This window comes from Agaribacillus sp. DX54, assembly GCF_056858335.1.
This window is the reverse complement of sequence record NZ_JBXEQE010000001.1, coordinates 45266-67706: the sequence shown is the minus strand read 5'-3', so window position 1 is coordinate 67706 and position 22441 is coordinate 45266. Positions and strand designations below refer to the sequence as shown.

The following is a 22441-nucleotide window of genomic DNA, read 5'->3' as shown; positions in this document are numbered from 1 at the left end:
TGTAACAATATTTTTCAGGTTACACGGGCATGATGAATTTTATAAACGCGGTATCCATACGTTGCAATGACAATAAAGCAGATTACCGGCAAGACAAATGATGCGGGTACGGTCCAGACATCTATCAGATAACCTTGCAACGGCGGCATCAGCGAGCCTCCTAATATAGCCATTATCAAACCGGCTGCTCCCAGTTTTGCATCATCACCGAGTCCCTTGAGTGCGATGCCATAGATAGTGGGAAACATGAGTGACATACATGCCGACACCCCTACCAGGCAATAAATCCCAGGCAGACCACCTACGAAAATTACCCCCATCAGGAGCATGATACCGGCAATGGCAAAATTCATCAGGAGTACCCCAGGTCTGATGAATCTTAACAAAAAAGTACAAATAAATCTGCTTGTGACAAAAATCACCATTGCGGCGATATTGTAATTCAGCGACAATCCTTCGGCGGCTTTTTCAGTCATACCCCTGGCGGTAAAAACTTCAGTACCATAATGGATAATGAATGTCCAGCACATGATCTGTGCACCTACATAAAATGCCTGGGCCACTACACCTTCCCGGTATTTCAGCGAAGACAGCAGGCGTTTAAAAGTGCCGCCGACATCCAGTTTTGTATTGGCATCCTGGTTTTTAGGCATCTTGACCAGGAAAATAATAAGAAACAATACCGCAATGACCACGCCTATACCCACATAGGGTGCTCTTATCACTGCCAGGTCAGCCATTTTTACGGCTTCGAATTGCTCGGGTGACAGGGTCTGTCTGGCTTCATAATCCTGTGGATCAAGCCTGGCCAGAATGAATTGACCAGCCACCAGCATACCGGTTAAGGAACCGATAGGGTTAAAAGCCTGGGCCAGATTCAGACGCTGCGTTGATGTTTCTTCGTCGCCCATCGACAATATGTAAGGGTTGGCACCGGTTTCTAAAAAAGAAAGTCCACAGGTTAAAATGAAATAGGCAAACAGAAAAGGTGTAAACTCACCTACCATACTGGCCGGGATGAACAGCAACCCACCTAAAGCATAAAGTGCCAGGCCGACCAATATTCCCGATTTGTAAGAGTACTTCTTAATAAATATGGCGGCTGGAATGGCCATGGCGAAATACCCCCCATAAAAAGCAAATTGTACCAGTGAACCCTGAAAATTACTCATCAAAAATATCTTTGAAAATGCCTTTACCATTGGATTGGTAATATCATTGGCAAAACCCCAAAGGGCAAAACAAATGGTAATCAGCACAAACGGTACTACAACCTGGGAGGAAACTACGGGTATCTTTTTCATATAAAAATATTAAGTTTGACAGTGCGGAAATTATTCATCATCAGGCATCGCCGGGAAGCAGGGCACGGTCCAAATGCACATACCCACCATCTACAAATAGCTGTTGACCGGTAATGTGGGAGGCCCTGCCGGATATTAAAAACAATGTCATGTCAGCAATTTCCCGCGGTGTGGTCATTCTCTTTTCCAGCGGGATTTTTTCTACGATGCTTCTTAGTTTTTCATCAGGGTTATCAAGCGTTTTCAACCAGTTTTCATAGGCCGGTGTCCAGCTTTCGGCAATAATGATGGCGTTTACCCTCACCGGATGATTGATTAAATCTACGGCCCATTCCCGGGTTAATGCTAATACGCCACCCTTGGCTGCTGCATATGCGGAGGTGCCACCCTGTCCGGTGCAGGCCACCTTGGAACCGACATTTAAAATATTACCTTTTGACTCAATTAATTTGGGCAAGGTATATTTGGCAAGTAAAAAATAACTTACGAGATTAAGCTTTAGTGAATCCATAAAGTCCTCGTAAGAGCCGTCCAGCCCCACGCCATCATTGACTCCTACATTATTGATTAATACATCGATACGGCCATATTTTTTAACAATCTCTTCTGATGCATGCTTTATCTGACCCGGATCTTTTACGTCGGTTTTAACAAATAAGGCATCTATGCCCCGGGATTGAAGTTCCTCGACGTATCCATAGCCCCGGTCATTCCGGTCAACTACAGCCGGAATGGCGCCTTCTTCCGAAAGTGCCTGCAGCATGGTCTCACCTATGCTTCCTTTTATTCCTGCCGCCCCTGATATTACCACTATTTTATCCTGTAATGCTAAATTCATAATCTTGAGTTGATAATTATTTTATATTATAAAATTTCATGGCCGTACCCCCTATGATTTTCTGCCTTTCAGCCTCCGACAGCTCCCCGATATATCTTTCCACAATAGCTTTTACCCTGGCATAACTTCCGGCAAGCAAGCACACGGGCCAGTCTGAACCAAACATGATCCTATCCGGTCCGAAGGCTTCCATCACCACATCCATATAGGGAACAAAATCATCATATTGCCAGTTTTGCCAATCGGCTTCAGTGACCATACCAGAGATTTTGCAATAAACATTGTCATTTTGGGCGATGACTTTCATGGTGCTTTCCCAGGGTTCCAGTCGACCTTTCTTTATGTAGGGTTTTGCCAGGTGGTCAATCACAAATTTCTGATCCGGAAAAGTGGCTACTATTTGCTCTGCCGCCTCCATCTGGGTTGGAAAAATCAAGATATCATAGGTAAATCCGTGTTTTAAAAGCAGGCTTATACCTCTTTTAAAATCTTCTCTCAACATAAAATTGTTGTCCGGTTCACTTTGAACCACATGCCGGAATCCCGCCAGCTTTGAAAATTCCCTGAAGTAGGTCAGCTTGTCTTCGAGCTGCTCACTTCTTAAATCGACCCAGCCAACCACCGCTTTGATAAAAGGGTTTTCACGGGACAGATCAAGTAAAAATTCTGTTTCCGCTTCAGATTGATCGGCTTGCACGGCAACACATCCTTCAACATTATTGGCTTTAAACACTTCCTGTAAATGAATGGGCAGGAAATCCCGTTTAAGCACCGACATGTTATCATCGATCCACCCATGTCTTTCAGGGTCATATTGCCAAAAATGTTGGTGAGCGTCTATAATCATTGGATTAGTTTTTATAGTTTGAAAAGTACGTTCTAAAAATCCACCATGGCCTTAATAACACCGGTTCCCGGGTCGACCCAGCTATCGAACCTGTCTATCATTTCGGTATACTGAACCCGGTGGGTCACAAATGAATCGACGGGAAATCCACCGGTTTCCAGGACGCTGATGACGTGTTTGAAATCTTGCATGGTGGCATTGCGGCTGCACATCAGGGTGGTTTCCTTAGCATGAATAGTAGGGTGATTGAATACCAGGTCGGCTTTCGATAAACCCACCAACACATATCTGCCTCCATGTGCCATATAGTCAATCCCGGACTCCAAAGCCCCTTTATGTCCCGTGGCATCGAAAACCGCAGTGGCGAAGTCGCCGTTTGTCAGCTCCTCTACCGTTGCCACGGCGTCTTCCGAGGCGTTGACTGTTATATCCACACCAATCCTTGCTTTGGCATATTCCAAACGCTGGTCATTGACATCGACAGCAATTACACAGGCCCCTGCCAGTTGCCCCAGCTTCATAATGCCCAGCCCTATGGGGCCACAGCCTATCACCACGATGGTTTCGCCAGGCCGCAGTTGGGCCCGCCGGATGGCGTGATCCCCGATGGACAAAGGCTCCACAATGGCCATTTGCTCCAACGTTAAAGCCGGTGCCGGAATCAGAATATCAGCCGGTAATGAAACTATCTCCTGCATCCCTCCATCCGTATGAACACCCAGCACCTGGATACATGAGCAACAGTTGGTTTTTCCCTGGCGGCATGCCACGCATTTACCACAACTAACGTAAGGCATAATTACCACCTTATCGCCTACGGCAATTCCATGGTTGTCATCACCCACCTCCAACACTTCAGCCGCGAGTTCATGACCTAAAATCCTGGGATAGCTAAAAAAAGCCTGGTTGCCGGCATAAGCATGCAAGTCGGTGCCGCATATACCTACTTTTTTGATTTTAACCAACACCTCACCGGCTTTTGTATCCGGTTCATCCTTTTCCAGTAATGCAAACTTGCCGGGTTTTTCACATACGATATATTTCATTGCCATCTTTTATTCAATTCCTTTACAACAACTAATACTTTTATTATACCGGTCTCCAATTTATAACATAAAAAACATGTGTCAAAATCTCTTTTGCCATAGGGCTAAATTGATCCATAAAATTTTCACCGAATTTCAAGCTTCCCCCTTAACACCTTCCCACCTCTTTGTGCCTCTCCGTGTCTTGGTGCCTTCGTGGTTAACCATTTTTCACCACGAAGGCACCAAGACACGAAGATTGGGGTGGGGAGAGGGAAAATGTTTTAAAATGGCCGCAATTCTCACCGGTATGGTGGCAAACAATGCTAAATTGGTACGTTCATACGAAAAGCACTGAAACAGACAGGTAATTTATTGCAACAAATGGTTTATTGCCTGACGAATATTATTAAGTTTGTAACAAGATCTTTTTGACACATCTATGGCCAAAGCACAGAAATTCGGGACTTTTGGTGGTGTATTTGTGCCTTCGATCCTGACAATCCTGGGTGTAATCATGTATTTGAGGTTAGGCTGGGTTGTGGGCGAAGCCGGACTGGTGGGTACTATCCTGATCATTCTATTAGCGCATGTGGTATCGGTTTGCACCGGCCTTTCGGTTTCATCGGTGGCTACCGACCAAAAGGTAAAAGCCGGTGGTGTATATTACATGCTATCCCGAAGCCTCGGGTTACCGATAGGAGGTTCAATTGGCGTGGCCCTGTATGTGGCCACGGCGCTTAGTATCGCCATGTATGTAGTGGGTTTCAGTGAGAGTTTCAACAGCTTTATCGGGGTGACCGGGGTCGATACATCGCAAGCCGAACAAATCCGGAATTTACGGATTACAGGATCGATCACACTCTTGGTCATCACAACCATTGCCCTGATCAGTACATCGCTGGCCATAAAAACACAATTCTATATTTTGGCTGCTATCGGCCTGTCCCTGGTATCTATATTTGCAGGAGGTTTTTTCCTCGATCATGGCTATGCTGCAAATACCACCAAACTTTTCCCAAGTAAAGGCTCGGCATCATTAGAGACAATTTTTGCCATATTCTTCCCGGCTGTTACCGGATTCACCGCTGGGGTGGCCATGTCCGGGGACTTAAAAAATCCAAAAAAATCAATACCTGTCGGTACCATGCTGTCTATAGGGGTGGGACTTGTCGTCTATATTTTACTGGCCATTTTTTTATCGCTCAATGTCGATTCTGCCGCGCTTCGAGAGGATTACAATATACTTTCAAAAATCTCTCTTTTTGCGGCCTATGGTTCTCCACTGGTACTGGCAGGTATCTGGGGCGCTACATTATCTTCGGCACTGGGAGGCATACTGGGCGGGCCACGTATTTTACAAGCCATGTCCATCGACAAGGTAACACCAAAACCTTTTGCCACCGGTGCAGGTAAATCCAACGAACCGAGAAATGCACTGATACTGACATTTTTCATCGCAGAAGCAGGTATATTAATCGGACAACTGGATCTGATAGCCCCGATTGTTTCCATGTTTTACCTGACAGCCTATGGCTTCATAAACCTTTCTTCTACCCTTGAAAGCTGGTCTGGCTCCAATTTCAGGCCTACCTTCAAAATCCCCAAACTGATCAGTATCATCGGGGCAGTGGCCACCTTTTCGATCATGTTCAAACTTGACCTGGTGTCTATGGTGGCTTCTTTCATTGCCATGGGACTTATCTTTCTGTTATTAACCCGAAGGCAAATCAACTTAGGATATGGTGATGTTTGGCAGGGGGTTTGGTCAGAGGTAATTCGAACGGCCCTGTTCAGGGTAAATCAAAAAGCCATCGATAAAAGAAGCTGGAGGCCCAATATTCTATTGTTTAGCGGCGGAACCGAAAAAAGACCACAACTGATAGAATACGGGAGGAAAATTGTCGGAAGGCTGGGCCTGCTCTCGAATTTCGACCTGATAGAAAACCCCGGGTTGAAGCTTCAATTTTCCAAACCCGAACAGATTTTGGAGCCAACCGAAAGCACCAAAGGCTTATTTAGCCGGCGCTATCAGTGCCAGGATTTATATCTGGGGATCGAAAGCATTGCCGAGACCTATGGATTCTCAGGAATAGAACCCAACACTATTCTAATGGGCTGGGCCAGGTACTCTCCCAAACCGGAAAAATTTGCGGCACTGCTGGATAAATTCATCCAATTGGATTACAACCTGCTCATCATGGACTACGATAAGCAGGCCGGATTCGGTGAAAGGGCTATGATAGATGTATGGTGGAACGGCACCGGCAACAATATCGCTTTTCCACTTACAGTTAACCGTTTCCTGCTAACCACCGACGATTGGTACAAGGCCGGAATCCGCCTGTTTATCTATGCTGATTTGTATTTAGCCGACCATGCCAAAATTCAATTTCGCATGGATCAGGTCATGGAAGATCTCAAGGTCAACGCGGAAATTAATCTCGTTGACATTGGCACGGATGTGAGGCCGTTGAATGAAATCATTCAATCATCATCTGCCAGGGCGGACCTGATTTACCTGGATCTTCCACCTATGAACGATGAGGATAGCCTGAAGTTTTTCAAGGAAACCGATGTCCTTTGTAAGGAGATAGGCACTGTCATTCTCTACAAGGCTTCATCACATTTCCAGGAAATCGATATTGATCTTAGGGCCAGAACTTCCCGGCAAGATATAACATTGGATGACAGGCAATTAAGAATGGAAGATGCCTTGTTGGCACAACGCCGTATCGAACTTCCGGAACAAAAAGAGGCTGCAGCCTTTTTTGAAAATCTGAACAGCACTTGCAGTGAAATAATCAGCACATGCTACCGGGATGTAATCGCTCCGCTTACTTCAAAATACTTCCGTCTACTGGCTCAAATGAAAAGCAGGTTCAGAGAGCATTTTGACAATGAGAAAAACCAGCAACACCCTCCCTCCAAAGCCGGAGGAAATGTAAAAACCAAAATGGCTTTAAACAGCCGTTTTTTTACGCTGATGGATGAAATTCTTAACAAACACCTTGATAACAACCTGGAATCAAAAGTCCATTTACTGGTAAACAGCGCTGACAAAATTGATGAAAAATACAATGACTTTCTCAAAACCGCTTCCCCAAAAACCATTGTACTATTTGACAGGGAAGAGGCACTTAAAGACCTGAAGGCTTTTCCATGGCCGCAGCGGTTAAAATCTAAAATCTCCAAAAAACCGCTCAAATTCAAACTGAATAACCACCGGATCGCTTCATGGGTGATCCTTCAAAAAGTTAAAGAAAGTCTTATTGATCATCTCATCACTTTAAACCGCCTGGGTATTCAATTCAACCATGACTTGCGGAATGCCTTTTCCGAATTGGTAAAACAAGTTGGCGAGAAAGTCACCGAACCTGGCCCAGAGGATCAACTAAAGCATCAGGGAGCCCCCTGGAATGAAAAACTGAAGGAAATAGAGGAGCGGTTAAAAGCCGAAGTGCACAAAAGCAAGGTGGCTCTTTTTGTCAGTAATACAAGTGCGGTACAAAAAACCATTTATGAACTGCAGGGGCTGAGAATCAACCATGTTTTAAAATCCGAGTTGAAATCTAAAAAGTCTTTAAGGTTAATGACGGAGACACTGAAAGACACAATCGGCACCGCTATTCAGAATCTGCAGATGGCTATGGCCAACACGATTCTGGATATGAAGTTGCTGTCTTTTCAGAATGAACTTTTACACCGGATCGACCACTTCAAACCCCGGGATAATGATGTGGCTAACTCCATTTCCCAAAATATCAAGCTTAAGCTGCGGCAGTTTGAGAAAATTAAAACCGATATAGCCAACTCCAAAGTAACCAAGGAACTGGTGGAACTGGAGGAAGGGAACGCATTTTATTATAAGGAAAACTTTGACAAATTCCAGGACAGTTTAAAGGGAGGACTCCACGATCTGCCTGACGAATATACCATCGCTGACCCCAAGGGCCTGATGAATGGCAGCATGGAAGAAGTCGACGTTGTTTCAATTTCACCCGTAAAAACGGTTGAATACATCATATCGGAAAATCTGATTAAGCCGTTGGCCGTAAAAACCGACAGATTGCAAATGGTGGTGGAAAAGACGACTCATGTAGCATCAGATGTTTCAAGGGCGGTGGAATTTACTGTTGAGAATTATAAAAATGAGGCACGGTCAGATCAAAACGACCAAAGAAAAAATGAGTTTATCGACACCATCGCAGAAGAAGCGGAAAGATTAAAGGTACAGGAACAAGACCTCGGAAAGGCCATAGAAAAATACAAACAGGACATCGAGGAAACCAGAAAGTTAATCCTCAGCAAACTTGACGGCTATGCGGTGATTAAGTCTGCCCTCGACCTCAACTACATTTTGAGGGAGCAAAAAAAGCAACAGGCCATCGGCAAATTTGCCAGCTTCCGCAAATCATTGAAAAACAAACTACAGGATGTAGCCACCCATCTGTATTATCGCAAATCGGAAGGCATACTGGCTGCAAAGAAGATACAGGATGAAAAGGATAAAAAGGTTGCTACGGAGGACTTCTTAAAGCTGGTCAACCAGGTGTCTCCCAAAAAGGAATTGATGGAAAAACTGCCATTGTACTACAATCAGCTCTTTTTACACGGAGCAATGATTGACAATGAGTTGTGCTTTCTCCGAAAAAGTGACAGACAGGCGATGCGTGAAGCCATCAATCTCTACCGGTCTGTCCGCTCGGGAGGAATATTGATTACAGGATCACCTGGATCGGGAAAAAGCCTGCTATCGAGAATGATGGCCCAGGAATACTTTGAACCTGAAAATATATACATCGTGGACCCTCCCTATGAAGGTTCGATAAGCACCAGGGCTTTTGACCAGGCTATTAAAAAAAGCATGAAGTACTACGGAGACTTCAACACGATTTTTGAAAGGATCAAAAAAGATACGATCATCCTTTTTAATGATATTGAGTTATGGTGGGAGCGCAGTGACCGCGGGTACGGAGTAATCGAAAGGATCATGGAGATAGTGAGTATTTACAGCACCAAATGCCTGTTCGTATTTAACATGAATACCGATTGCTTTGAATTCATCCACAAACTGAACGCATTTGGGGATACTTTTATCAAAGTCATTAAAATTGAGCCTTACAATACAGAACAGATAAAGGAAATTGTCTTAAAAAGACACCGTTCGAGCCGCCTGAAGTTCAGCTTGTCTGATGTTTCGGAAGAAAAGCTGGGTAATCTGGAAATGGCCAGGCTGTTCAGCCAGATATTTGATGTATCGAAAGGGAATATCGGCGCGGCGCTGCAAACTTGGATTACCAGCATAGACGGGATCGCCGAGGATGGTGAAATCATGATGAAATTGCTCAAAAACCCTTCAGTGGACTGCCTTAATGAGTTGGATGAAGACAAAACCATCATTTTAGCCCAGATTTTACTGCATAAATACCTTTCTGCCGAAAGACTTAAAGGAATTATCAAAATGGATGAGAAAAAAGTGCAAAGTGATATCAATTTATTAAAACGGGCTGGTCTTGTGGAGGAGTCAAACGCACTGTTGAACATTAACCGTTACGTCTTGCCACATTTGAGGGAGGCGCTGAAAGAGGATCATATTCTATAAACCCGCGGTATGAAAGAGTTTAATTTTCTGATTAACATATTCACACATCTGGTTTTACCGGCAGTGGTTATACTGACTTTTTTTACGACAGTAAAGCTGTTTTACAGAAGGTTCTGGCGGAGACGATTCCTGAAATCCAAACTGGAAAAGTTTCTGCCCATCATTGAAATCGTGGTGTGGCTTATTTTCGCCTCCTGGGTTGTCATTTATTTTTTAAACAACCCTACCTGGCGGGCTATCTTTCTTTTGACGTTGTGTGCGGCGTTATTAATTATCATTTCATGGGTGGCCATGAAGGACATTTTTGCGGGTATTATTTTAAGGCTCGATAATTCTTTTAACCTGAATGAGTGGATAAAAGTCCGGGATATAGATGGCAAAATTGTCAAACTAGGATACCGGACGTTCGAACTGGAAACAGGTACCGGTGAGATGGTAAGTATCCCCTACAGCCGTGTTTCGGGTGAAATACGAACCCGGCCCAGTGTAAGTGAAAAAGTCAAGAGCCACTCCTTTGCCGTCAATTTACCCAAAATCGACCCCATTGACAAAACCGCCAAGAAGTTAAAGTTTACCCTGGCCAACGCACCATGGTCTTCGTTGAAAAAACTACCCACGGTCAAGTTTATCAAAGAAACCCCGGACCGGTATCAATTTGAAATCATCATTTACTCGATGAAAGTCAGCTATTTTCAGCATATCAAAAAGGTGCTGAGTGAAATATTCAGCGATATCAGGCTGGTGGAACCCGGCAACACCTAGTCTTCCGCTCACTTTCTGCAAAAAAACAAAAGGAGATGGCACCAGCGCCCGTGGTTATCGCCCAACGTTTTCGCCTGTAAAATAAAAATACAAGCACATGTTTGAGTTGTGCAACAACCCAATTGAAAGGTTGAAATGAGCGGAAGAATGCTCAGATATGCCAGGCCGGTTTTTCAAATATAATTTAACATCAAACCCGCAAAAGTCAAAGCCAGGAAAAAACCGAGCATATCGGTAACAGTGGTAAGAATAGGACCTGAAGCAAGTGCCGGATCGACATTTATTTTTTTCAGGAAAAGCGGCAGAGTACCTCCAATGGACACAGCCACGACTGTATTAATGCCCAGGGCACCTCCAACCACCAGCCCGAGATATACATTGCCTTGCCACAGCCAGGCAGCGAAACCTATCAGGAATCCCAGTACCAGGCCGTTTATCAACCCGACAGATACCTCCTGCAACCAGACCCGCCAAACCTCAAAAGGCTTTACCACTCCCAACGAAAGTTCCCGTAAACTAACAGCTACAGCCTGGTTGCCGGAGCACCCGCTCATGTCAGAGATTACCGGTAAAAAGACTGCCAGGGCAATCACTGCACTGAGCGTTTCCTGGTAAATGGCAATAATACTTGCAGCGAGGATATTGAGCAGTATATTCACACTAAGCCACGACAACCTCCTCTTTGACCGCAAAAAGACCGGCATGGTTCTGAGCTCCTCTCCACCCACAATACCCTGCGTTTCCAAAAGCTCCTTATTGGCCAGTTCAGCCTCTGCCTCCCTCACATCTTTGCGGAGCACCACCCCCACCAACGCCTCTGATTCATTCACCACAGGTGCACCATAAAAATCGTGTGTATCAAAGAAGCTGATCAATTCCTCCAACGGAGCATTTTCCTTGAGTGTAATGGCATTCTTTACCACAATCTGCGATAAAGGTGTCGAGAGCTTAGACAGCAACAAATCCCGCATACGAAGGACGCCGATGAATCTATTTTCGGAAGTAACATAGATATACTGAACATTGTACCGTTCGTATTCTTCAGACTTTTCCCTAAGATCGGCCACAACGGCACCCACTGTATTTTTTTCGTCAAATACCAGAAATTCGGTGATCATTACCCCCCCTGCAGTATTGGAATCGTAACGGATCAGTTTTCTGACATTTTCGGCCTCATTGGGCTCCATTTCTTCTATAATCGCCCTGGCATCCTCCTCTTCGAGTTCGGTGAGCAAATCTGCCTGATCATCACTACTCATTTCTGCAATAATGGCCGCGGCATCAGGGGCCCTGAGGTCTTCCAGCAAATCTACTGCCTGTACTTCAGGAATATCTTCCATAACAACCGCGGCGTCTTCCGGGGCCAAAAGTGTCAAGAGCCTGAGCTGGTTATCATGGCCGATGTGGCTCATGGAGATTACGATTTCTTCAGCCTTCAATCCATCCAGATATGCCTTGACATGAGCCACATCATTTGTCTTAATAAGTTCCCTTAGCTTTTCCCAGGGACGGCGATTTTCCATATCTACTAACTTTTTGACTGCAGGGCTTTAGGATTGCTAGGCATCAATAGCATTGAAGCGGGCTGACGGAGCTGTCAACCCGGGAATACCCAAACCGGGAGATTCGAATGGTCTATAACCTCTTCCGCCAGATCTTCTCCCATGACTAACCTTCTTAAAAAAGACTTCCTCTTGCCGCCTATGACGATCATATCGACAGCTAACTTACCGGCCACATGCAACACACCTTCTGCCACATTGTAATGACTAAATATTTTGTAGGAACAATCCGCCAGGGGTTTTTGCTTTTGATATTCCTGCAGCCGCTGATCAAAAACCACTTCACTGGTAAAATCCTGGGGGGTATTTACTTTGATGATGTTAAGTTTTGCATTAAATACATCGGTTATTTTCTGAACTTGCTTCGCCAAAATAGCTGGCTTTCCGGCCAGATCGTTGGCTACTGCCACTTTTTTAATAGAAGAAAGTCTTGTCATTTGTTTTAATACCAGCACCGGGCAATCTATCGCATGTATTATTCTGTCAGACAGGGCCCCAAACAAGTGATCTTCCAACTCCAGGCTTTGTTCAATGCCTAAAATCATCAAATCTATTCTTTTTCCTTTGATGAAGGATGTAATCTCCTCCAGAATACCTCCCTCCCTTACTTCATATTTTACCTTCAGGCCCGATAACTTCTTCTCCTCCACCACTTCCATCAGGCGCTCTCTGGCATCTTTTTTCAGTGATTGCAGCATTAATTCTTTGCTTTTGGCCCCAACCATCTCAAAGCTCAGATTGGTCATGGCAGGAAAATAGATAATATGCAAGAGCGTGATCTCGCAATCATGTTTTTTAGCGATCTGACCTGCAAAGTCAAATGATATGTCCGAGTTTTCGGTAAAATCAATGGGAACAAGGATTTTTTTCATGTTATTAGTTGCTTGATTCTTTATAAACCCATAAAGGTATTAAAGTTACAATTAATGCCACATTAAAAGGCCATTCAACTTTAGGAAAGCCATCGTCCGGATCATTTTGAAGGATGGGGCAAGCCAGGGTATGGGCCACGTTCGCAGGCCTTTCCGGGCATGATTAACATTTTATTAAGCCATGGTGCAATATTTGTCTGATTGTTATCAAATACTTAATGGTTCCATCAAAGATATGTAAAGGCAGAATACTATTTTGGCGGCATAATTTATGTGGAAATGAACCCCAACAAATCCGGTCTGTTTCTGTTTTTATTTGCAGCATTTCTGTTATTCGGCGCCTTTCTTGTTTTATTTATTCCAAAGGGTGAACTGATACTCTTCATCAGCGACCATCGCCATCCGTTTATGGATATGTTTTTCCGGTATTTTACGCATTTAGGGAATGCAACAATTTGCCTGGTCTTGTTTGCAATATTCCTATTTGTAAAATTCGTACACGCAATCAGAATATTGATTTTAACCATTGTACAAGCCGTGCTTGTCTATCTTTTTAAGCATCTTTGGTTTAACAATTTGCCCAGGCCAAAAGTCCATTTTAACGGAGTCGCTGAGTTGAACTTTATCGAAGGGGTCGATATTCACGGATACGATACATTTCCTTCTGGCCACACCGTCACCGCTTTTGCCCTGGCAACGCTTTTATCCATGATTTTTTATAAGCGGATGTACCTGTCCTTCTTCCTGTTTATGGCAGCGACCCTGGTGGCATTTTCACGGGTTTATCTGATGCAACATTTTTTTGTCGATGTATACATAGGTGCTATGCTGGGGGTACTGGCATCATTGATTACTTACATGTTGCTGGAACTTTACAACAAACAGAATCCTGGTATTGACAAATTGAATGGTTCCCTGGTAAACATGAAATGGAAGTGGTGATATGAAACTCCGTATGTTCGTTTCCTTCGTGTCTTTGTGCCTCCGTGGTGAAAAATGGTGAACCACTAAGACACCAAGGCACAAAAAGACACAAAGAATTTTGCGAAAACGTTGGGCAACAGCCACGGATGCTGGTGTTAGGTTATGCTTATGCCAGACCAGTGCCAAAGAAAAAAAATTATTCTATTTCCCGGATAAGGATTGTGCGGTGCTTTTCAAAAAGATCCCTGGTTTTTAGCAGCATCTCAAAATCCCCGGCGGGATAGATCTCATCCAGATACCTGGCACGGGAAATGATCAGGGCATTTTGGTGTGATCGTAAATAATCCTTTAATTCTTCCTGAGAATTGAGGGGCTGAACAGGCCTTTTCAGATAAAAGACAAAAGACGGATTAATCCGTTTGTAATAGGCTATTGGTAAACCTTCTTTTTTTAGCAGCTCTTTAGCTGCAAAAACAGGATTTTCACGGTCTGCTTTCGGAAAAATAACAGTGAAAAACAAAATATTCAATGCCAGAAAAGAAAGAAACAAGGCATAATAGGTTTTGGCCGTTTCACCATGGCAGGCATACCATAATGCCAATAGTGCACCTATCGGCAGGAGTATAAAATAATAGGCAAGCCCACTTAAATGCGAAAGATAAGTTTCACTTTCAAGAGCAATGTACACACCTGCCGGCACACAAAGCATCAGTACCAAATAAATCCATAAAGGCCAGCGACTTATAACGATGTTTCCCGCTATCGTTTGATTCAGATAATAGCCAAGTAATACAGCCAGAAACGGATAACAGGGGACGACATAATTGGGCAGCTTGGTACTGGAAACGGAGAAAAACAAAACCACTACCACGACGACACTTAAACAAAAAACCAGCATATCTTTTTTCCGTTCTGTCCATGTTAGCCTGAAGGCCTGAAAAACAAAAACAGAAAATGGGAGTAACCCAATAAGCACAAATAACGGCGTGAGGAGAAATATGCCTCCGTGTCCTTCCATCGTTTTGGTGAATCTGCCCACATTATGGCGCAGGAAAAAACCTTCGGTCCAGGCACCTTCTGTTTGGAAATGAACCAGCAAATACCAGGGTAAAGTGATGATAGCTAAGACGGTAATACCTATCGCAGGTTGCATTGAAACTATGAATGTCCATGTCAAACGCCGTGAATAAATCAAAAATAAAATCACACCAAGCCCTGGTAATATTATGGCCACCGGCCCTTTGGTCAAGGTGCCTAAGCCAAGAAATGCGTAAAAAGCAAACAGGTAAACCTTATTTCCCCGGTCAAAAAACAAATAAAAACAAATCAATGCTGCTGTGATAAAACATATCAGGTAAGGATCGGGTACAGCGAGGTGGAACTGTAAGGTAAAATGGAGAGAGCACAACAATATCATCGCCACCCGGTTAGCTGTGGCTTTTCCAAGATATTTTAAAGAAAATAAAAATGTAATAATAATCGTAACAGCCCCGAAAAAGGCCGAGAAAAATCTTGCGGCAAATTCATTTACGCCAAAAACCCTGTACGATATAAGCATCATAAAGTAATGCAAAGGCGGTTTGTCAGTCCTGAGTTCACCATTAAAAGTAGGTACTACCCAATCATTGCGCTGCATCATTTCCAGAGCACAGGTAGCATTTTTTGCCTCGTCCAGAATATAGATGGTATTTCCCCCGATATTTAGGGAGCAGATCGCAAAAGACAGGATGAACAGGACAAGGGTATTTTTAATTTCCGGAGATTTCATTTGTCCGCGACCTCCTGTAAATAAGACATAAACGCCGGTAATCTGAAAAATCTCCACGTTTGGCTTTCAAATATCCGGTAACAAACCTGAAAAATTTTGCCTCGGAATTCCTGTTATAAACCCACCCTGACCAGAGCAATTGGGTGCCAGGAAAATGGCTCAGGTGCTCTTCGCTCACCAGTGCCAGAAACTGATCATTTTGCAAAGCATGATTTTCTATTTCCTGCAGGGACTTTTCATTAACGACCTTCCTTTTTACGTAAAAAGGAAGGTTAAATAATAACTGATCCTCCAGCCACAAAGACACCTCCGGCTTTATACTTCTTTCCTCTACGGCCGTTTTAATCTGATCATAAGGCCGGTAAGTTTCTAGCTGGGGCAAAACAAAAGCTGAGAAAATCAACATAGAGACCAAAAACGAATAAAAAGGGTAGAACTTCAGATAGTGCCACCTGAAATTGTTTGCTACATGAAAGCACGCAGCTAACTTTTTCACAAAAGCAGATTGCTCCCTATGCAAAAGTATCCAAAGAACCAGCGGCAGAAATACAAGGACCATCACAAGGTAGTTGATATCAAATGCAATCACCATAGCGATGTTTAGTATCAAAACCAGCAATCCCGGAAACCATAGTGTAACATTAGCCATAATTTTATTCAAACGGGTATAGGGTACATGCATTGCCAGAAACCGGGCAGTTATGATTGCCATGGCGCCGTGGGCCTGGATAAAATATGTGGGTAACTTTCCCTTGGCCAGGGTAAAAATGACAAACATCACCAGCAGCCAGCTAAAAGGAAAGGAAACCTCTTTTAACTTTTTGTTTTTGATGAAAAAGAATAACGCATAAAAGAAAGCCAGTGAATAAGGTAAAAATCCCCAGGAACTGATTTCGATGTAAAAGAATAGACTACTCCAGCCTTTAGACTCATAATTCAATGCCCGGTCCACAGTTTCAGCATTTAAAACATGGAAAAACGCATCACCGTGCAGCCAATACATATAAACAGGCCAACTGAAACCAACTATCATCACAATGGGTATGCCCCATGCCAGTTTTAAGCGTTTTAAACGCGTCCAAACCTCTCCCGGCCTGAAATTACTTTCAAAACACAGGTAAAGCAGGACAATACCACCTATGACAAATGCGTAGGGATACCCTTTTGCCAATAAAGTACCTCCCAATCCGAAGTATGAAAGCAATAAATATCTGAAATCTTTATCCAGGTATCCCCTGATAAACCAATACATGGTCATGGAAAAAAAGCAGGTCAACGGGATTTCCGGTGAAGAGTAGCGGGCATTGACCGTAAACTGCAGACTGAGCGCCATCATAATGCCTGCCAGCACGCCTTCCCGGGGTCCGAACAGACGCTTAGCGGTTAAGTAAGTAAGATAGATGGTAATCAAGGCCATAGCTGCCATAGGAAATCTTATGGCAAACTCATTCAACCCAAATAACCAGACAGATAGGGCTACAGACCAATAGGTAAGCGGTGGTTTGTTGAATCTAAGTTCGTTATTAAAATAAAACTCGAGAAAGTTGTTCCGCCGGAACATTTCCCTGACCGCATCAGCGTAAAATCCCTCGTTTGGATTCCAGATATCATTGTAACCCAAATTCAGAAAGTACACCAGAATCAGAAGGGCAATGGTCAGGAATAATGTGATCTTTTTTAAATTCAAACAGCTATGAAATATTTGAAAAACGCCTAAAATTAAAATAAAATACCAAAGCAAAAACAGCGCTGCCAGAGTTTTAACAAAAGCTTAAAGCGCAACAAATATTGGTGTAATAATGCCTTAGGCACATCTGAAAAAAGGCTGTAATTTGTCGGGGAATAGCAAAAAAAAGGGGATATTATGCAACTTTAAGCCTGAGATTATTAAATTATTATATCGACTGGTGGCACTGGTATCTTTTGATTCGTACCTTTAAATTAGGCGCTCAAATGGAAATATCAGTTGTCATCACCGTGCTTAATGAAGAGCAAAACATCGGTCCCCTGCTTCAAGCCCTTTACAACGCCATAGACCGTTTTGAGTATGAAATAATCATAGTGGATGACGGTTCTACAGATCATACCATCGAGGAGGTTAAAAAACATGCCAATCACCGTGTCAAACTCCTGGTTTTCTGCAAAAACTTCGGACAAACCTCCGCGTTATCGGCTGGCATAAAAGAAGCAAGGGGCAGGTATATTGTCACCATGGATGGCGATTTGCAAAATGATCCGGCAGACATCCCCGGGATGTTAAGCAAAATAAAGGAAAAAAAGTGCGATATGGTCGCCGGCATCAGGGAAAAAAGAAAAGACTCGTTGCTGATCCGGAAGCTCCCCAGTCAGATAGCCAACTACATGATCCGGACACTAACCGGTGTGAAAGTCAATGATTATGGATGTTCTATACGCGTTTTCAGAGCGGAAATAGCCAAAAACCTGGGGTTATATGGCGAACTGCACCGATTTATTCCCGTGTTGGCCAGGTTGCAGGGGGCGCGTATCGAGGAGATGCCGGTAAATCACAAACCAAGAATTTACGGAAGATCGAAGTACGGCCTAGGGCGGACATCCAAAGTCCTTTGCGATTTGCTTTTAATGATATTTTTTCAAAAGTTTTTTCAAAAGCCCATCCATTTATTTGGTTCTATAGGACTGCTGACGTTTTTACTGGGAATGGTGATTAACATTTACTTTTTTGTCACAAAATTATTGGGCCAGGATATCTGGGGAAGACCATTGCTGCTGTTAGGGATTATTTTAACCTTAGGGGGCATACAGTTGATCACCACAGGGTTTATGGCAGAAATGCTTACCCGCACTTACTTTGAATCGCAAAATAAAACCACTTACCGAATAAAGGAAAAATTCTTTGGAAAGCCCGAGGTTAAGCCCTACCCTGAAATGGTTGTTTAAAATCACCGTTTCTGCTGTAGCGCTTTATGTAGTCTTTAGAAAAATCGAAATCAGCCAAATCCAAAAACTCGTTTATGACCTGAGGCTCTCCCTGGTCTTTTTAGCCTTTGTGTTTTTCAATTTTTCCCAGCTTACCAGTGCCTTCAGGTACCGGAAATACCTTAAAATTGTCGATATTCAATTAAATGCACTACGTAATATCAAACTCTACTACCTGGGCATGTTCTACAATCTGTTTTTGCCGGGTGGTATTGGCGGCGATGGCTATAAGGTCTGGATACTCAAAAAGGAGTATAACACCCCATGGAAGCCACTGATCCTGATTTCGTTTTTAGAAAGGTTAAACGGGCTGGCGGCCCTGGTGACACTGGCACTGGTTATCATGGCCTTTGTTCCTGCAAGGGAAGCTATTTCAATACCTGCGCCTCTCTATGTGCTTCTGGCTACGCTGATTTTTCCGATACTTTATTTGATCATTAGCCTGATAGATAAAAAATATACTACGAGTTTTAAAGTCATTACCTTACAATCCTTGTCAATACAGCTATTGCAACTTATCAGCGCTTATTTCATTTTGGCTTCCCTGGGACCAGACAGCGGCTTTGCTTCTTACCTTTTTCTCTTCCTGCTGTCCAGTGTGGCTGCTGTCCTTCCCATAACCCTGGGTGGCGTGGGGGCCAGGGAATTGGTTTTTATATATGGCAACGCTCTTCTGCCGATTGACACAGGGCTTGCCGTTACCTTCAGTCTTTTGTTTTTTCTGATTACCGCCCTTAGCTCCTTTATAGGGGTGTTGTTCAATGCCCGGATTCGTAATCCGGGAACAGCTTTACAGTGTTGGTTATAGGTCACAAGAATTGAACCTGTCTGCAAGGTATGGGCAGCAATTCAAACATCATTCAAAGGGATAGGGTTGCCTTTTTTTCTATAAGCTTGGCAAGCCTGTCGTCGAGATGATGTATAGTAATAGATTTCATAACAAAATGAACCACTTCAGATCAAATTGAACTACTTTTAGTTCAAAAAATAAAAACTTTACAAATACTAAAAACAATATGCTAAAATAAGGCACGACAACTTACCGTCTGATAAATAAACTCTTTGTTCTTTACCTTCACAAACACTTTCAGCAATATTTCAACATTCTTTTCGATTCTCTAAATTTTATCTTTATTTTTAGCTAAACAAAAGTCGACCAGCTATACCCAACTGGCAAAATGTACTATGGAATAATTTAGCCAGTAGTGATATTTTAAAATCATGGTAAAATACGATCAGGAAGCAGATCAGGTATGGTTCACTATTCCACTGTCAGGAATTCATGAATTAAACGATTATCAAAATGGGATATTGGCGATTCTTAAAAAAGTCGAAATTGAAGAATTTGAAAAAGCCTTTGGGGAAGACCTAAAACGCTATCACGGATTCCTGCAACACATGTTGGCAGATGAGGGATTTTTTGCCCACAATGAAAAATTATTACTAGAGCCCCCTCCAACTGTCAGGCTCCCGCCAAAAGTGGAATTAGCCATATCATTGATCAAAGCCGAGCTAAAAAATCTGAAATTCATCAACGACATGCTAAAGCAGGGAATCGACGCCAGTGCAAGCCTATGGGATTTCGGCGAATTAATCCTGGGGCTGGCAGGCTTCGATAACGACATTTCCGATGAACTGAACGAATGGTATTTTACCCGTCAAACCCAGCTTGTTAAAGATATCGAAGCCGGTGATGATGAGGACTTTTCGCACGCCGCGTTTGATTTTTATATAGATTTAATGGTGAAAAGGCAGGAGTTGGACCCGTATCAGGACTAATCACTCTCCCGGCTGCTACTTTGTTATCCGATCATTTAAGTTTTTATGACCATCGGCAAAGACGGAACAGAAAACTTGTGAAACTATGATAGCGAAAAGTCCTGTTACCCCCTCTTTGATTTCTTCTTTGAAGGAGTAGGGGGATTTTTCATCACAAAACGTTTGTCTTCAACTAATTTTAATAAATCAAAAGAGCTAAGTATGCCTACAATTTTTTTCTCATGAGTAACAACCAGATGGTGAATTTTGTGGTTTCGCATGACCCTCGCCGCGATGTGTACGTCGGAATAAAGCGGGACTGTTAAAACGTTTTTAGTCATTAGTTTTTGGATGGGAGTGCCCTCATTGTGGTCAGCAATTAAATCCTGGGAAGTTACGATTCCCACAACCTCATCATCGGGGTTGACTACTGGTACGGACTGGATGTTGTTGGTTTCCATGATCTTACGTACATGGCCGATAGATTTATGGGGAACTGTAGTTATTACTGAATTCACCATTAAATCTTCAATCTTTGCATTCATGTTGTCTGTGTTTTAAGATAACTGTTTCGTTTCCCTTACATGCCGTTAAATATAGTTATATATTTTTGTGCATGTTTCAGGCTATCATATAACCATTTTTTTCCGGAATTGCAACTATTACATTTCTTTTCTTCCTTTAAACATTGGGTATGGTTTAGCGCTCTTACGAATTTGCAAAGCTATAGCAGTGACAGGAAAAACAGAAGCTATTTGTTATGATATTTTTTGTGATTGCAGGGATATTGATAACTATTGCCAGATGCTCGAGAATATGGGCCGGTTAAACATCCGGCTGTTGGGTTACAATTTCATGGTCACCGGTTGGTACCGTACCAATAAGGAACACTTTGGACAAGGGAATGGCATTGTAACCGGTTTTGACTGGAATACGGCATGCCAGAATCGTAGCCACAGCCGATTCACAACGCAACTGTATTTATCAACAAATCGCTTTAACCTGATAATGTTTTTCATTTACTCCCTTACATAAGTATGTTTTCAATGACCAGCAAAGGTTACTTAACACGGTGTTATCGGATTTAAGATGGAGCACAGCTTTTTAAAGATTTTATAGTGACAACTTCAAATCGACAATTTAATTTTTAAAAATTCTGATTATGAAAAAAATTACCATTTTTTTGTGCATCGCCCTTGCCTTTTTTTCATGCGATGACAGTGATGATGAAGCCGCCATAGCGCGTATCGAGGTGGACGGGAAAGAGATTAACTTCACAAAAAGTACCATCGTCAATACGCAAAATGAGGCAGACACGCTATACAGGATGATCTTTGCTTTGCATACCGACGGAATCAGTTACGATACTGATGTAAGGAATTTTGTGGGTGAGGGAGACCTGATGTATTCCAATTTTACTTCGCCGGTCAGTACGGGCCTTGCCGATGGCACCTACACGTATGATAGGGGCAATTTCTCCAATTTCCATTTCAGGGGAGGGATTATTGGGATAAATTTAAACTACCAATCCTCGACATATGATAAACGCTTTGTTTTTGATGGCGGCGAAGCCACTTTTACCAGAAATGATGTTGAATACGATTTCACGCCCAACATGAAGGCCCTGTATCTGGATTTTGAAAAAAATACTACCGACCCGGACAAGTTCATTACTATTTCCGGTAACTTCCGGGTTAAGCCTACATTTAAGGTATCGTTGGAAAAGGAATAAGCTGTAAGGTTGGAACCGTAATACTTAAAACGGAAAAAGGCAACTGCCTGGGTGGCAGCCGCCAATTTCATTCAGCTATGGAAATCTTTCAATCAGCGCTCGCGAAGCCTTTACAGGGCATTTTAAATCTTTGGCGCTTATGCTTTATGTACGGGCATATTCAACCTGTTATTCCAATAAAATATAAGTTGTAGAAATCCGCACTGTCTAAGAATGGTTACCATCATTCCCCTACAGGCCGGTAATATCAAATGTCTACTACTAATCTACAAAATAGAAAACAATCGTACAATAGTTTTTACAATTTGTTAAGCGGGGAAAGGCTGGCAATAAATCAACTATATGAGCACAAATGTATGCGGCGGTGTGCACAACTAATATTATCGTCCGCATTTTAGGGTGGGCTTGTGCGAAAAGCTAATGCGGATGTTATGGTTTGGCTTTTGTAAAGCCTGGACACATTATTTATTAATATGAACGTTTCAT

General features: G+C 43.0%; 17 protein-coding genes. 8 read left to right on the top strand and 9 right to left on the bottom strand.

The annotated features are described in order from the left end of the window. Nucleotides 1-14: 14 nt before the first annotated feature. From fucP to AC04NP_RS00220, 4 genes are read right to left on the bottom strand one after another with little or no spacing between them, the layout of a single operon-like run. Nucleotides 15-1304 (bottom strand): L-fucose:H+ symporter permease, encoded by a 1290-nt coding sequence (gene fucP, locus AC04NP_RS00235; RefSeq protein WP_482857285.1) that lies wholly within the window; start codon nt 1302-1304, stop codon nt 15-17. A 40-nt stretch (nt 1305-1344) separates the two neighbouring features. Continuing rightward, nucleotides 1345-2142, bottom strand: coding sequence for an SDR family oxidoreductase (locus AC04NP_RS00230; protein WP_482857284.1), 798 nt, complete (start codon nt 2140-2142; stop codon nt 1345-1347). A gap of 16 nt (nt 2143-2158) precedes the next feature. Further along, entirely contained in the window at nt 2159-2989 is an 831-nt protein-coding gene (locus AC04NP_RS00225; RefSeq protein ID WP_482857283.1) for an amidohydrolase family protein, read from the bottom strand. A gap of 32 nt (nt 2990-3021) precedes the next feature. Further along, nucleotides 3022-4035: a zinc-binding alcohol dehydrogenase family protein gene (locus AC04NP_RS00220; RefSeq protein WP_482857282.1), complete on the bottom strand. Its 1014-nt coding sequence runs from the start codon at nt 4033-4035 to the stop codon at nt 3022-3024. A 421-nt stretch (nt 4036-4456) separates the two neighbouring features. On the opposite strand from AC04NP_RS00220, the gene AC04NP_RS00215 reads away from it, so the two are divergent. After that, nucleotides 4457-9619 (top strand): APC family permease, encoded by a 5163-nt coding sequence (locus tag AC04NP_RS00215; protein WP_482857281.1) that lies wholly within the window; start codon nt 4457-4459, stop codon nt 9617-9619. Nucleotides 9620-9628: 9 nt separating this feature from the next. Then, the gene (locus AC04NP_RS00210) at nt 9629-10381 is read left to right on the top strand and encodes a mechanosensitive ion channel domain-containing protein (protein ID WP_482857280.1); all 753 of its coding nucleotides are present in this window, start codon (nt 9629-9631) and stop codon (nt 10379-10381) included. Nucleotides 10382-10554: 173 nt separating this feature from the next. Here AC04NP_RS00210 and mgtE read toward each other — a convergent pair whose 3' ends face one another. Both mgtE and AC04NP_RS00200 read right to left on the bottom strand, forming a co-directional pair. Beyond that, nucleotides 10555-11904, bottom strand: coding sequence for a magnesium transporter (mgtE, locus tag AC04NP_RS00205; protein ID WP_482857279.1), 1350 nt, complete (start codon nt 11902-11904; stop codon nt 10555-10557). A gap of 74 nt (nt 11905-11978) precedes the next feature. Further along, nucleotides 11979-12815, bottom strand: a complete 837-nt coding sequence (locus tag AC04NP_RS00200; RefSeq protein WP_482857278.1) for a universal stress protein — start codon at nt 12813-12815, stop codon at nt 11979-11981. A gap of 279 nt (nt 12816-13094) precedes the next feature. On the opposite strand from AC04NP_RS00200, the gene AC04NP_RS00195 reads away from it, so the two are divergent. After that, nucleotides 13095-13757: a phosphatase PAP2 family protein gene (locus AC04NP_RS00195; RefSeq protein WP_482857277.1), complete on the top strand. Its 663-nt coding sequence runs from the start codon at nt 13095-13097 to the stop codon at nt 13755-13757. A 178-nt stretch (nt 13758-13935) separates the two neighbouring features. On the opposite strand, the gene AC04NP_RS00190 is transcribed toward AC04NP_RS00195, so the two are convergent. After that, the gene (locus tag AC04NP_RS00190; RefSeq protein WP_482857276.1) at nt 13936-15564 is read right to left on the bottom strand and encodes an ArnT family glycosyltransferase; all 1629 of its coding nucleotides are present in this window, start codon (nt 15562-15564) and stop codon (nt 13936-13938) included. Continuing rightward, nucleotides 15488-17194, bottom strand: a complete 1707-nt coding sequence (locus tag AC04NP_RS00185) for an ArnT family glycosyltransferase (protein ID WP_482857275.1) — start codon at nt 17192-17194, stop codon at nt 15488-15490. The genes AC04NP_RS00190 and AC04NP_RS00185 overlap by 77 nt, the downstream gene beginning before the upstream one ends. Nucleotides 17195-17460: 266 nt before the next feature. Here AC04NP_RS00185 and AC04NP_RS00180 point away from each other — a divergent pair, with 266 nt between their 5' ends. The 3 genes from AC04NP_RS00180 (at nt 17461) to AC04NP_RS00170 (ending at nt 20244) form a co-directional block, all read left to right on the top strand. After that, nucleotides 17461-18426: a glycosyltransferase family 2 protein gene (locus AC04NP_RS00180; RefSeq protein WP_482857274.1), complete on the top strand. Its 966-nt coding sequence runs from the start codon at nt 17461-17463 to the stop codon at nt 18424-18426. Then, nucleotides 18383-19273: a lysylphosphatidylglycerol synthase transmembrane domain-containing protein gene (locus AC04NP_RS00175; protein ID WP_482857273.1), complete on the top strand. Its 891-nt coding sequence runs from the start codon at nt 18383-18385 to the stop codon at nt 19271-19273. Before AC04NP_RS00180 ends, AC04NP_RS00175 begins: the two co-directional genes overlap by 44 nt. Before the next feature lie 413 nt (nt 19274-19686). Further along, nucleotides 19687-20244, top strand: a complete 558-nt coding sequence (locus AC04NP_RS00170) for a hypothetical protein (RefSeq protein WP_482857272.1) — start codon at nt 19687-19689, stop codon at nt 20242-20244. A 104-nt stretch (nt 20245-20348) separates the two neighbouring features. On the opposite strand, the gene AC04NP_RS00165 is transcribed toward AC04NP_RS00170, so the two are convergent. Further along, entirely contained in the window at nt 20349-20768 is a 420-nt protein-coding gene (locus tag AC04NP_RS00165) for a CBS domain-containing protein (RefSeq protein ID WP_482857271.1), read from the bottom strand. 187 nt (nt 20769-20955) lie between these two features. Here AC04NP_RS00165 and AC04NP_RS00160 point away from each other — a divergent pair, with 187 nt between their 5' ends. Together AC04NP_RS00160 and AC04NP_RS00155 are read left to right on the top strand one after the other, a co-directional pair. After that, nucleotides 20956-21258 (top strand): mannonate dehydratase, encoded by a 303-nt coding sequence (locus tag AC04NP_RS00160; RefSeq protein ID WP_482857270.1) that lies wholly within the window; start codon nt 20956-20958, stop codon nt 21256-21258. 127 nt (nt 21259-21385) lie between these two features. Beyond that, on the top strand, nt 21386-21955 hold the full coding sequence (locus AC04NP_RS00155) for a hypothetical protein (RefSeq protein WP_482857269.1): 570 nt from the start codon (nt 21386-21388) through the stop codon (nt 21953-21955). The last annotated feature ends 486 nt before the right edge of the window (nt 21956-22441 follow it).

Coding starts and splice junctions, on each gene's coding strand:
- fucP (WP_482857285.1), bottom strand. CDS start 1,304: ATGAAAAAGATACCCGTAGTTTCCTCCCAGGTTGTAGTACCGTTTGTG.
- AC04NP_RS00230 (WP_482857284.1), bottom strand. CDS start 2,142: ATGAATTTAGCATTACAGGATAAAATAGTGGTAATATCAGGGGCGGCA.
- AC04NP_RS00225 (WP_482857283.1), bottom strand. CDS start 2,989: ATGATTATAGACGCTCACCAACATTTTTGGCAATATGACCCTGAAAGA.
- AC04NP_RS00220 (WP_482857282.1), bottom strand. CDS start 4,035: ATGAAATATATCGTATGTGAAAAACCCGGCAAGTTTGCATTACTGGAA.
- AC04NP_RS00215 (WP_482857281.1), top strand. CDS start 4,457: ATGGCCAAAGCACAGAAATTCGGGACTTTTGGTGGTGTATTTGTGCCT.
- AC04NP_RS00210 (WP_482857280.1), top strand. CDS start 9,629: ATGAAAGAGTTTAATTTTCTGATTAACATATTCACACATCTGGTTTTA.
- mgtE (WP_482857279.1), bottom strand. CDS start 11,904: ATGGAAAATCGCCGTCCCTGGGAAAAGCTAAGGGAACTTATTAAGACA.
- AC04NP_RS00200 (WP_482857278.1), bottom strand. CDS start 12,815: ATGAAAAAAATCCTTGTTCCCATTGATTTTACCGAAAACTCGGACATA.
- AC04NP_RS00195 (WP_482857277.1), top strand. CDS start 13,095: ATGAACCCCAACAAATCCGGTCTGTTTCTGTTTTTATTTGCAGCATTT.
- AC04NP_RS00180 (WP_482857274.1), top strand. CDS start 17,461: ATGGAAATATCAGTTGTCATCACCGTGCTTAATGAAGAGCAAAACATC.
- AC04NP_RS00170 (WP_482857272.1), top strand. CDS start 19,687: ATGGTAAAATACGATCAGGAAGCAGATCAGGTATGGTTCACTATTCCA.
- AC04NP_RS00165 (WP_482857271.1), bottom strand. CDS start 20,768: ATGAATGCAAAGATTGAAGATTTAATGGTGAATTCAGTAATAACTACA.
- AC04NP_RS00155 (WP_482857269.1), top strand. CDS start 21,386: ATGAAAAAAATTACCATTTTTTTGTGCATCGCCCTTGCCTTTTTTTCA.